General features: G+C 50.8%; 9 protein-coding genes and 1 tRNA gene. 5 read left to right on the forward strand and 5 right to left on the reverse strand.

Translation table 11 applies throughout. The features are described 5' to 3' along the window. Positions 1–449, reverse strand: a 449-nt coding sequence (locus tag Q0J81_RS11065; protein ID WP_294447905.1) for a glyceraldehyde 3-phosphate dehydrogenase NAD-binding domain-containing protein, incomplete at its 3' end; no start/stop codon positions are given. 458 nt (positions 450–907) lie between these two features. Here Q0J81_RS11065 and Q0J81_RS11070 point away from each other — a divergent pair. From Q0J81_RS11070 to Q0J81_RS11090, 5 genes are all read left to right on the forward strand, one after another. Beyond that, entirely contained in the window at positions 908–1,591 is a 684-nt protein-coding gene (locus tag Q0J81_RS11070; RefSeq protein ID WP_294447908.1) for a response regulator transcription factor, read from the forward strand. A 3-nt stretch (positions 1,592–1,594) separates the two neighbouring features. Next, positions 1,595–2,740 carry an ATP-binding protein gene (locus Q0J81_RS11075; protein ID WP_294447911.1) on the forward strand — a complete coding sequence of 382 codons (1,146 nt, stop codon included), beginning with the start codon at positions 1,595–1,597 and terminating at the stop codon, positions 2,738–2,740. A gap of 80 nt (positions 2,741–2,820) precedes the next feature. Then, a tRNA-Thr gene (locus Q0J81_RS11080) sits at positions 2,821–2,896 on the forward strand. A gap of 556 nt (positions 2,897–3,452) precedes the next feature. Next, entirely contained in the window at positions 3,453–3,701 is a 249-nt protein-coding gene (locus Q0J81_RS11085) for a hypothetical protein (RefSeq protein ID WP_294447912.1), read from the forward strand. 71 nt (positions 3,702–3,772) lie between these two features. After that, entirely contained in the window at positions 3,773–5,989 is a 2,217-nt protein-coding gene (locus Q0J81_RS11090) for an AAA family ATPase (RefSeq protein ID WP_294447913.1), read from the forward strand. Between the two features lie 369 nt (positions 5,990–6,358). Here the strand turns inward: Q0J81_RS11090 and Q0J81_RS11095 are convergent, their stop codons facing one another. The 4 genes from Q0J81_RS11095 to Q0J81_RS11110 form a co-directional block, all read right to left on the reverse strand. Beyond that, positions 6,359–7,942 (reverse strand): VWA domain-containing protein, encoded by a 1,584-nt coding sequence (locus Q0J81_RS11095; RefSeq protein WP_294447914.1) that lies wholly within the window; start codon positions 7,940–7,942, stop codon positions 6,359–6,361. A gap of 15 nt (positions 7,943–7,957) precedes the next feature. Continuing rightward, entirely contained in the window at positions 7,958–8,941 is a 984-nt protein-coding gene (locus Q0J81_RS11100; protein ID WP_294447915.1) for a DUF3150 domain-containing protein, read from the reverse strand. Positions 8,942–8,956: 15 nt separating this feature from the next. Beyond that, positions 8,957–9,907 carry an AAA family ATPase gene (locus Q0J81_RS11105; RefSeq protein WP_294447916.1) on the reverse strand — a complete coding sequence of 317 codons (951 nt, stop codon included), beginning with the start codon at positions 9,905–9,907 and terminating at the stop codon, positions 8,957–8,959. Between the two features lie 72 nt (positions 9,908–9,979). Next, positions 9,980–10,265: hypothetical protein (locus Q0J81_RS11110; protein WP_294447918.1), on the reverse strand; the 286-nt coding region annotated here is incomplete at its 5' end.

Genomic DNA, 10,265 nt, shown 5'->3' on the forward strand with positions numbered 1-10,265 from the left:
GAAGCGGCGGAAATGACGTCGTGTCTGGCCGGATCGTAGATGTCCTGGTTCACGCCCATGACGATGGTGGCGTCGGCGTCGTTGCAGGGAGCGGAAATGATGACCTTCTTTGCGCCGCAGTTCATGTGCAGGGCCAGAAGATCACGCTTTCTCAGCGTGCCGGAGGTGTCCACCACGATGTCCACCCCGTATTCGCCCCACTTCCATTCCCCCTTGTCACAGCGGGTGATGATGATTTCACGGCCGTCGAGACGAATGCCGTTTTCCGTGGATTCCACCTTGCCGGGGAAGCGGCCGTGCACGGAATCATACTTGAGCAGATACGCCATTTCCTCATTGCTCGCACGGTGACCGTTGATGACGACCACTTCACACTGAGGGAAAAGGTGCATGACACGAAGCAGATACCTGCCGATGCGTCCAAAACCGTTGATGCCTATCCTGATCATGAGGGAATCCTTTTTTTGACGACCATGAGACTGCTCCGCTCCTCCCCGACGCTCAGAGAGGACTTCGGAACGCCTTCTGATGGAAGAACATTACAGCAGACCCGTGACCGCAGCGCGGCAGAATCATGGCAGTTGCGTGACAGCCAGCCCGCGAAGGTCCGCTTAAAACAGAATCGACCCGGGACGGAAAGGAAAATCCCGGGTCGATTCTATCCGGCCTCCTGCGGGTATGGAGCCGGTGTCGCCGTCATGCCCGTTGCCACAAGGGGCACGACGGCCATTCTGTTCTCTGAGGTTTGGCTGTTCCCTCATGAAAAGGCAGCATAATAACGTACAGTGTCCACCTGAGGTCAGTTATGTGTCAATTGTGTGACAGTCTTCTCTTTTTTATAAAAATATGTCATTCTCCCGAAAGTCGCAGGCTCCGAAGTTTTATTTGATGCAATATTGAGGAAATCATGAGCGAAAGCCTCATTCTTGTTGTAGACGACGAACAGGACATCAGGGATCTGCTGGTCTTCAATCTGAAGCGTGAAGGTTATGCCACGCTGGAAGCGGCGGACGGATGCACTGCACTGGAGCTGGCCCGCGCCCGCAGACCGGCTCTCATACTGCTGGACGTCATGCTGCCCCGCATGGACGGGCTTGCCGTATGCCGCGAACTCGGCAAGGACAGAAGCACGGAACATATTCCCATCATCATGCTTACGGCCCGCGGCGACGACGTGGACCGCATCGTGGGCTTTGAACTCGGGGCCGATGATTACGTGGTCAAGCCCTTCAACACCCGCGAGCTTCTGCTGCGCGTGAAGGCCATGCTGCGCCGCCGCGCCATACAGGAAGACGACGATCCCATGCTCCGCTGTCACGGGGTGTGCCTCGACCCGCAGGCCCACAAGGTCACCGTGAACGACAAGCCCGTGGAACTTACGGCCATACAGTTCTGCCTGCTGCAGGATCTCATGAAGAACCCCGGCTGCGTTCGTTCCCGCGAGGAGCTGCTCAGCTCCGTATGGGACTATCAGTTCGACGGCTACGACAGAACCGTGGATACGCACATAAAGCGCCTGCGCGCGCGCCTCGGCGAAGCGGCCGACATCATAGAAACCGTGCGCGGCATAGGTTATCGCTGCAAGGGATAGCTCATGAAGGCCCCTTCCATCATTCCGAACAGGGAATCATGCTTTACCGATCTTACGGCGGCGGAAGCAGACGACGCGCCCCGGACTTCAGACAAGGCTGAGGTTCCGCATCAGGCATCGTTCGACAGCATTCTCGACAGTCTCGACGAGGGCGTTCTCATTCTGGACAAGCAGGGCGTGGTGCTCAAGGCCAACCCGTCCTTCTGCAGCCTGTTCACCACAAGCGCCGTAGGCATGCCGGCCTCGGCCGTTGTACCCGGCTCCACCTTCCGGGAAATGCTCGACGCCTTTCTGCACGACTTTCTTCCCGACCCGCACTCGTCTCCGGCTTTCCGCATCACGCTCGACAAGGACATCATTCTGAGCGTGCGCATCACGCCGCTCAAAAATCACGACAATCTCTTCATCAGCGAATCAGCCCCATATGCCGTGGTGGTGTTCCACAACATAAGCGATCTTGTACGCATGAGCAGAAGACGCCGCGAGTTCATGGGCGAAGTGGCGCACGAGCTGCGCACCCCCCTCACCACCATCATAGGCTTTGCCGAAACCATACTGGATCTTCCGCCCCATCACATGGAAGACCGGCAGAAATTCACAACCACCATACTGCGCAATGCCAGACATATGGCGCTGCTCGTGGAAGACATGCTCAAGCTCTCCAAGCTGGAGAGCGGCGCGGTGCCGCTTCAGCTTACCTGCGTGCGCGCGGCCTTCGTGCTGGAAGACGCCCTCGACTCCTGCTCACCGCATCTGGAAGCAAAGAACCTGACCGTGGACATCCATATGGACAGAGGCATGAACATCAGGGCCGACGCTCACTACATGACGCAGGTGTTCCGCAACCTTCTGGAAAACGCCTGCCGCTACGCCCCAGAGGGCAGCGTCATTACCGTCACCGGCGAACCGTCTCCCTTTGAGTCCATGGCCGTGTTCACCGTGTCCGATCAGGGACCGGGCATTCCGGCGGTGGACTGCGAACGCATTTTCGAACGCTTCTACCGCGTGGAAAAGGAACGGGTCTCGCCATCATCCACAGGCCTCGGTCTTGCCATATGCAAGCACATCGTGGAAAGACACGGCGGCATGATACGGGCGGAAAAGGGCCCGGGCGGCATGTTTCTCTTCACCGTCCCCCTCGCGCAGTAGAGAAGTCGCCATTCCTGCGGGAAATGCCTCCTGCGGTGTTGACATCCCCCATGAAAACCAATACAAAGAATGTCCGAAGCGCCAGCTTAGCTCAGTTGGTAGAGCAACTGATTCGTAATCAGTAGGTCTGGAGTTCAAGTCTCCAAGCTGGCTCCAGAAAAATCAAAGGCTTACAGATAATTTCTGTAAGCCTTTTTTCGTGTCCTATAAATTTCTCCCTTCTGTCTCCCTAATTTTCCGAGGACATGGAGTGAGGGCGAGTTAAGATTTTCAGGCAAAAAAAGGAGAATTTTACTGGATCCTGCTTCGTTACAGCGGGAGTAAAAGGGGGTATACGCAACTCAGTCCTAAAAAAATTTTTTCGACGGTCGAGAGCAGAACGGTGAAGCTCAGTGAAAAGCAATGAAACTCCATCAAGAATCATCAAGGAGATCAGAGACTCCAGAGGCGCTTGACGGATTCGTCATTATGAAGCAAGGTGACTCATCGGCGCGTAAAAAAGAGGGCGTGCCTGTGTAAGAAGGAAAAAATATCCTTCCCGGAGACCTGGAATATCTCCGAGATACTGAGAAATTTTGTCTTCGCATATTACTGAAATAATTATAGTTCTCCCACATTTTCCAGTGGACATGATATCCCATTAGCAGGGGATAACGACGCGAAAAGAGGTTCCTTTTCGCACCTGCTCCATCTTTTGAAAAATGGAGTTGCTATGTCCACCTCTACGCTCATTTCTTCCCTCTCAAAATCCCTTCCTGCTGCGTTTGGTCGCAGCGCCATCCCTCAGCTTTTACCGGGCATCATCGCTCCCGGTACGCTGGCCAATCTCGCTTCTCAGAAAAAAGGTCCCCCCTGTACTTTGGCACGTGGTAAGGTGCTTTACGAGCGCGAGTCTTTCCTTGCATGGCTCAAAGGCTGGCTTGATAGCAATAGTGCTGGCGAGTCTGCGTCTTCCGACTGACCCTCGAAAGGGGGCTTTTCAGTTGGAGGTGTTCAAATGCCACTGGAAGTCCCCTTCTCAGGAGATTATCTATGATACAATATCCTGTGTATAGAAATGGAACTTTTTCGTACAATTGCAACCTACGTCCAGTATTATCAGGAAAACCTGTTCAATTTTCGCATCTTGTTATTGACCTGATGAAGAGGTGTTCAAAAGCAAAACTTCCGACTTGTTTAGCTGAACCGTTCAAAGAGAAGGTCTTTGAAGCTTGTGTTGAAGATTGTTTTGCCTCACTTGCAGATGAAGACCGCGACGACTTTTTGATGCAAATCGGGAACTTTCCTGGAAGACGTCCGAAGTCAATTATCGAGGAGGCGGCGAGTACGCTGAATTACCCGCGGGTTGTCAGGGCGTTGGTTCTCGGACGTCTTCTCGGCATCTCCCCAGAAAACCTGTTCGAAACATTTCCAATAACCACATCAACCCATTGTAATTATTTGGAAAAAACGGATACAAGTCAACTCCCCTCCCAGCTCGTTGTCGGAGACGAGGTTTACTCTTCGGTCTACACCGATTTTCAGCGCGATTTCCAAGGAGGTATTTCCCATGCTGTCATTGAATTTCAAGCAGAATCTGGCCGCTTTTTCCACCTGTTGGCAGCACGAACTCCTCTCAAGGACAGATGGGGGAATCTTGCACCGGTTTTGAGGTTGGGCCAATGCTGTGCGCCGAACATACCACTGGGGGCGACCGAGATTGACGCTAACCCTGCATCCACGGTTTTTTTGCATCTTGATCTGCACACGGCTCTTGCGTTACGGCAGAAGGTGAAGCGAGCTGAAATTCCCTCCTCTAAAGCGGTAGTCTCAGGCATTGTCGGTGGAACAAAAGCCGCCAAAGGCGCAGAGCTCAAGGTGCTTTCTTACCATCGGGTTGTTCTGCTGCCTGAGTGTGCGAGAGAAGGGCTTTTTGCAGTTTTCGATGTCGTCAAGCTACTTCGGGAAGTCAATGCGGACGTCAAAATTTATCCTTGGCCTCTGCTTGTCGATACTGTTTTTTCAAGTATCCGTGGTGAGGCATGGGAGCAGAACCTTCACCGCAACGCTACGAGTTTGAAGCGGGTAGAAGACGTTTCAGCACTCTTATATCGGCTGAAAGAAGACGCTATGACACCAGAGGAGTTCGAAAGATTCTTGAAAGACATCGGCATGATCCCTGTGGAGAACACTTCTATTGATGCCATAGCTTCTGAAGAGCTTCCGAAAGTAAAGAAATTTTCTGATCTGAGCTGTGACCGTACAGAAAATTACAAACATGATCTGGCCCGTATCTTCAATGTCGGTCAGATTTCACTTCTTTGGGGACCATCGAACTCAGGTAAGAGTCTGATAGCCGCCAGTTTTGCATTGGCTATCGCTTCCGGGAAATCGATGTTTGGAGTTGCGAATACAGGTAGCAAGAGAAAAGTTCTTGTCGTTGATGGTGAACTTACGGAAGAGGAGCTTGCCAACCGGTACGGACAGGTGTCAAGATCGTATGAGCTTGACCGTGATGAGCTTGACCGCATAAGTTTTATTCCAACACGCTCCTTTGAAGTTGATGACTGTAACCTTCTCAATGGAAATCTTGAAAGGACAGTATGCAACTATGTTCACCAAAACCAGTGTGATGTCGTAATTTTGGACAATCTTATTACACTAGCACCGACATCTGCACGTGGAAATGAAGATGCGTTGTTTGCAGTAATTCGCAGTTTAGAACGTCTTGGTGCTGCTGTTATAATAGTTCACCATGCTACAAAGGATGGTAACAGTTTCAAAGGCTCGTCCAACCTCGCTAGCAAAAGCCAGAACATCCTGAAGATAGAAGGTCGGGGTAATCTTGAAGCAGAGAAAGAAAATAGCCCAGCATTGCGGCGGGCCTTTGAATCTGAAGGCGCTATTTGCCGAATGACTTGGGAGAAGTGCAAAACCGCGCCAGGACTTGAAGGACAGACTCGGACATGGCAGCTTTCTGTTGGCAAAGCGTGGCAAGATCTGGACATTCAGGGGGAGATAGAGTCTTCATCTGCTGATGGTGCCGAAGTCACAAGGGCAGATGTTACCACCGTTGACTTGACCACTGATGAGCGGAAGGTACTCGAGCTTTTTACGGACGGAAGAACCCGAATCAAACGCACTGATGTGGAACTGGCTCTTTCCTGCCATGAAGATAAAGCGGGCTCGACTTTGAAGGCCCTGAAGGAAAAAGGCCAGCTTGAAAGCATCGGCGCTGGGCGTGGTACAAAATATCAACGCGTTGGATAGCCGTCTCATTCTCTGTTTCGCCCGAAGGCGTACTGCTTTCGGGCGTTTTTATGCCCTGCCCCCCCCGATAAATGACGTAGAAAACTCCGCTTTTCTCCGTCTGGCAGAGCAATTTTCTCCTGTTTTACGTCCGATTTTTCTCCGGGAACTCATGCAAAAAACAAAAAATAAATATATTTCAATTGGTTATGCTAGTTGCTTTTCTTCAGGGTAATTTCAAAAAAAATTGAGCATGTAGGCCCCCGGAGTCCAGTTCCGTGGGGCCTTCGGTTATTCATCGTCTTCGGTATCTTTCACGAGCTTTATGGCGATCTGCAAAAACAATATGCCAATTGCAAGCCAAGTTGTTGTTTTTATTGCTGACACGAATTACCTCCTTTTTTCAGACATTGTGTGTTGAAGTAGTCGGAACATAGCCGGAGCCAGTTCGCGGATATCTGTAATGGTTTCAGAGACATGGATTATGCTGCTGATGATAGGCGTGTTGATACCTATGCCTAACACTTCCATTCCCATTCGTTGTGCTACTGTTATCGTTTCTTTTGTAGTCTCGGGATCATCAGGATATCCGTCTGTTACTACCAACATGACTTTGCGTTTTTCAGGTAGTGTCGAAAGCAGCCCAAGTACATACCACATAGCCTCAGTCAATGGAGTACTGCCATGAGCTTCCACGCTAAAAGAGTTCACAACCCGTTCACCATGTCGCAGTAACGGATAAACAGTGGCAGTGACATCATCCTCATAGTCAGCAGGGAAAGCAGAAACGCCTACGGAGATGCCCGGAATAACAGCCAAAGCCAGCGCCACGGAGTAACAGGACGCACAAGCAAGATCTATTCTGCTTGTCATAGAACCGGATATGTCCAGTAAAATGTGGACAGCGGTATCTATTCCCGTAACTGATTCATTTTTCAGGAACAGTCTGGGATCATGGACGGCAATTCGGTAGAGACCATGCCCACATAATTTTCCATGTCGTGAAGGACTGGAACGCCGCAATACCTGAGATTGAAGAAGCCCCTGAAGTTTCGTCCGTAAAGCTCTGGAGATGGTTTGAGCCTCGATGATAAGTGCATCAGGAAGTTCGGTTGTTGTGAGTTTACCTTCTACGGCTACGCTCACTCCCTTTTGCTTTTCTGGTGAATATTGTCTGGAAATGGCGTCGGAGATTTGCTTGTCCATAGGGAGAGGTAGCTCTTCTTCCGTTGCTTGTAGAAGGTCTTGGAGCGGTTGTTGTGCGCCTCCTTTTTGTTGGAGTTGTTGCGGGTTATCCTGTACATTTGGCGAAGGGGATAGTACTGAGCTTTCGGTGGATTTCTGTTCCTTCTGGGCTTCCTGTTCGATAAGCCGGAGAATATCTTGGGCAAAATCCAGCGAATCCTGCGTAGATCGACATCTGATTGGAATATCCTGCATGATCGTGTCGATACTGGAGCGTAATCCAGGCCAATGTTTTTCCATGATGTATGCTTCGAGTTCGCAATTACGAATCAGCTCCGGCACATCCCAGGAACGCAGCGTCAGGAGAACATAGTACAGAACAGAAAAGGCCGGAGATTCATTCTCTCCAGCCTTTTCTTCTTCCGTATCCTTCAAGAAAAAATGCCGTATGAGCCAGATAAAATGCTCTCGACATCCCGGATAACGTTTGATGATTTCATGCTCCACTCTCCAGTCCTCTATGGCATTCCAGAGGTATTTTTCGACAGGGGTAAGCCTCATTCCCGTCAACACGCCAAGGTCCGTATGCCGGATATGAGCCGCCTCATGGTCAATAAAGCCGCTCACCAGAGGGTACAGAACTCCTTCATTGTCAATAGGAAGAGGCGGAAGGAATATGGTGTCGCCGTTGGTACATGCGGTATCCGAAGAACCGATAACGACTTTGACCCCCAGCTTGTTGCCCAGCATCGAGGCAACAAGCGGCATGGCTTTCATCGTGACTGACATAGAAGCGTCCTTTTTTTACCACAGACCCAAACTATCGAGGCGTGGGCTGGATGGAATGTAGCTATGCTCAGGCGGTAGATTCAATACGGGAGCTTCTTGTTGGAATCCTTGTAAAAGTCCATCCAGAGCATTTTCTTCTTCAGGGGTTGCCAGGAGAGCCTGTGTCTGCTGAATCAGTGCCTCCTTGTCCTTAAGCAGGCATACGAGGCCCTGAAGCGTAAGAAGCGCGTTTCCTGACAGATTTCCACGCTTGGGCATATTTCCGAGGGCGGTGTCGATCATGGAGACAGCCGGTTCCACATTGGGGTCGATGAAGGAAAGACCGGCGAGCTTATTGCGCATCGTTTTCAGGGGAGACAGTGCCTTGTGCGTGACTTCCGTTTTCCCTTCAAATACCTTCTTCCATATTTCCGCAGCATCCTTGGCAATTTCGGAAAAAAGTGTACTTCCGAGACCTTCTACCTCTTCATGCAGACCAGATTCAGTCATGGCCAGATCGCTCTCAAGCCCAGCAGCAGGAGACACCCGATAGAGCTGCCAACTGAACCCCATCCGAGACTCCACATACTCCCTGCTGACCGTTGAATTTTCGATGATGTTGGCCCAGGAAGGATGTCGGGCTATCCAGTCGGCTATGGCAGCATCGTACACGTTCAGGAAGTTCTGCTTTTCCGTAAAAAACTCATCTCGGATTTCGCATAGGCCCTGAATAATATCCCCGGCCTTGTCTTCCGGTATGGCCCAGCCCGAAAGAAAACGGACGCTATGCTTATCCAGCAGACTGAACGCACGAGCCTTGAGCTTGGTAAAGACGTTGAGTCTGGCCGGGTCACAGATTTTTTTAGAGCCGAGAGAGGCCAAATCATCCGGTGGAAGTTCTACACCACCGAAGTCTTCAGCGGTGAGCTTCTTTCTGGCCGACCAAAGCGTAACGTTCAAATTGAGTGCTAAAATGTTGTCCAAAACCTGCAAAGGCGTGTTCAGAATAGGAGTTTCCATAATCTTCTCCATTGGTTAGTTGCTTATTGAAGGAAAAATTCTCTGAGCCATTTCGTGAAGAGCGGCCCGGCTTGTGGTGGAAGCCCTGAATCCTAAAGCTCTGTCCAAGGCGTACATGATGGGCGAAATTCCCTGTTTGGAAAGAGGCTGGAATGCGATCGTGAGTCTGGCCCAGCGGATGAGCGTGCGTGTCGAAAGCGTGACTTCCAGAGCCTCATGTGCCGAGGAGTTGCCCATGAAGTTCTTTCTGACATCGTTGGCAAAATCGACCATTTTTTCCGTAATCTCAGCAGGGATTTCTGGAAACAGCCGATTCAGAAGGTTTCGTTCAACTTCAGGTCTTGGATAGTCTATTTCCACAACAATAAATCTATCCATAAAGGCGATGTTCTGACGCATGACACCCTGATAAAGCCCTGTTTCGTCGCTGTTGCCATTGGAGTTGGCCGTCACGATGAAGCGGAACATAGGGTTCGGCTTGACCAGTTCTCCACCATTTTCAGCAATGCAGAGCGGAGAACCATCGAGAATGGTGTTCAAGCCCGCAAGCGTAGCAGGAGAGCACAAGTCGGCCTCATTGAACAGGAATACGCCGCCAATCTTCATGGCCAGAGTAAGCGGTCCATCCTCAAAGACCATGTTGCCGTTCTGTATGGAGAGATGCCCGACCAAATCAGGGAACTCCAGTCGGTCATGTCCGGTAGCCTCAAAAACCGGGTAATTGAGCCGCGCCGCAATCTGACGAACGAGACTTGATTTCCCGGCAGAGGTGGGCCCACAGATATACAGCGGTTCTGGATTTTGCATAAGAAACCAGACGATTACATCACGGCTGGACTCATGGAAAAGATAGTTGGGATCGATGGACGGCGTGTATTCCGAGGGTGCGTCATAGCCGAAAATCATAGTGCCGGAGGATTTGCCGCTGAAGATTTGACCGGCATCGAGTTGAACAGGATGAGGCATGGTTCCTCCCAAAAAGAAAAGCCCCGTCCATGCAAGATGAACAGGGCTTGTGATTTATGATGTTGCTTTGTTTCAGTCGGTGGGATCGCTTATGATTATGCTTCTGCTGATGCCAAGGTCGAAGAGGTTATCCCAGAAGCTGCCCCTTGTGTCGATATCCTCCAGCTCTTCCCCGATGCGAATGAACAGAAAATCGCTCCAGTCAAGTTCAGCCAGCAGATGTTCGATGAAGCCCACGTCAGGAAACTCTTCGTACCATTTCACATACTCCCACAGATAAGCTTCAGAGCCAGAATTAGTGTCTTCAAAATGCTTGTCCGCGTAAGCAAAGAAGTCTGTAATAATAGAAAACGCCTCG

It is taken from the genome of uncultured Mailhella sp. (genome assembly GCF_944324575.1).
Lineage (GTDB): Bacteria > Desulfobacterota > Desulfovibrionia > Desulfovibrionales > Desulfovibrionaceae > Mailhella.

Coding starts and splice junctions, on each gene's coding strand:
- Q0J81_RS11070 (WP_294447908.1), top strand. CDS start 908: ATGAGCGAAAGCCTCATTCTTGTTGTAGACGACGAACAGGACATCAGG.
- Q0J81_RS11075 (WP_294447911.1), top strand. CDS start 1,595: ATGAAGGCCCCTTCCATCATTCCGAACAGGGAATCATGCTTTACCGAT.
- Q0J81_RS11085 (WP_294447912.1), top strand. CDS start 3,453: ATGTCCACCTCTACGCTCATTTCTTCCCTCTCAAAATCCCTTCCTGCT.
- Q0J81_RS11090 (WP_294447913.1), top strand. CDS start 3,773: ATGATACAATATCCTGTGTATAGAAATGGAACTTTTTCGTACAATTGC.
- Q0J81_RS11095 (WP_294447914.1), bottom strand. CDS start 7,942: ATGTCAGTCACGATGAAAGCCATGCCGCTTGTTGCCTCGATGCTGGGC.
- Q0J81_RS11100 (WP_294447915.1), bottom strand. CDS start 8,941: ATGGAAACTCCTATTCTGAACACGCCTTTGCAGGTTTTGGACAACATT.
- Q0J81_RS11105 (WP_294447916.1), bottom strand. CDS start 9,907: ATGCCTCATCCTGTTCAACTCGATGCCGGTCAAATCTTCAGCGGCAAA.